Raw genomic sequence first — 1,363 nt, forward strand, 5'->3', positions numbered from 1 at the left:
GGCGGGTTCTCTGACCAGCCTTCTGCCGGCGGGGACTGGGAGGGTGTACAGCCATACCGCCGCCGATCTGCGGGTGCGCGACATCGACACAGCGGTGACGACATTGGCCTCAGCCGGTATCGGCTACCGTCCGCGCGACCGCGACGAGGTCGAGCAAACGCTGGCACCGCTGCAACTGCTCGAGCCCGGGTTGGTGACCGCCGATCTGTGGCGACCCGACCTCGTCGCTGTCGGGCTCGAGGACGGTCCCAGGGTGTGGTCTACGCCGGTTGTGTGCTGCTATGCCGCGGTGGGGCAGCTACGCTGCCGATGAACTGGATACGATCGACCCGCGCGGGCTGGTCAACGAGGTAAGTGGCGAACTGTTTGCGCAGGAACAGGTTCTGCCGTCCCACGTGCACTCCGCGCCAAAGCGATCCGGATGGTGGCCTTTGTCCGGCGCTGGCCAGCATCGGCTTGCGGCTCGCGAGATCCGTCTCGGCCAGCCAATCCCTACGCGCCTGGGATCTCCGGCGGCCTGCCGGTGCGCCCGAGACGATGGCCTCTTCGCCTAGGACATGTCTCACAGTTCGGGTTCCGCGGTCATGGCCCGGTAGATCGACGCGTCGGGCATCATGTCAGCCGTGGCGGCGACTGTCGGTGACCGATACAGGGTTCTGACGGACAACCAGTGGGAACTGCTCAAGCATGGCAGCATCCGGGGCTGACAGAAAGCAGCTAACTGTGATCAGCATGCTGTGCGCGAGGGGCGACGGCTGAAAGTTCGCTGGATACTAGTCATTTGCCCGACCAACTCGATTGGTTGGCCGTACGGTTGGTCGTAATCATCGTTCTCGACGAAGGGATCGCGGCGATGCCGACATCGGCGGCACCACAGTTGGTCAAAGGACAAAACGCTGTCCTCAGCGCGGGCGAAGTTGTTGTCACCATCGATGTCGGTGCCGCCGTCGACTTGTCCTGCCTCTTGGTGACCGAGCACGGCAAGGTGCGCTCCGACGCGGACTTCGTGTTCTTTAACCAACCCAGCGGCCCCGGCGTCGTCTTGCGTCCCGCCGCTACAGGACAACCTCATGCACTCGTTGTTTCACTGGCGGCGGTTCCTCTTGATATCGCCCAGATACGGGTTGTAATCACGCTCGACGACGCTCATGCAGACTTCAGTAGAATCCCTGCCCCTGTCGCCACGGTGTACAGCCGACTGGGTGAGCTCCTGTTGAACTACCGGATCGACGGCCTGCGGAACGAGTCGGTCGTCATCGCGATCGAGCTGTATCGGCGCGGCGCTGGCTGGAAGGTCCGCGCAGTAGGACAAGGCTACGCAGGCGGTTTCGCTGAGTTGGTCACGGACCATGGAGTCATTGTC

The 1,363-nt window shown here is 63.3% G+C and carries 2 protein-coding genes; both read left to right on the top strand.

What is annotated here, in order from left to right; genetic code table 11:
- On the top strand, positions 1-313 hold a 313-nt coding region (locus tag ACFWPJ_RS32955), incomplete at its 5' end, for an SAM-dependent methyltransferase (protein WP_378857453.1).
- Positions 314-853: 540 nt separating this feature from the next.
- The coding region (locus tag ACFWPJ_RS32960; protein ID WP_378857455.1) for a TerD family protein at positions 854-1,363 on the top strand (510 nt) is incomplete at its 3' end.

Origin of the sequence: Nocardia sp. NPDC058497, from assembly GCF_042720195.1 — a bacterium.
Classification (GTDB): domain Bacteria; phylum Actinomycetota; class Actinomycetes; order Mycobacteriales; family Mycobacteriaceae; genus Nocardia.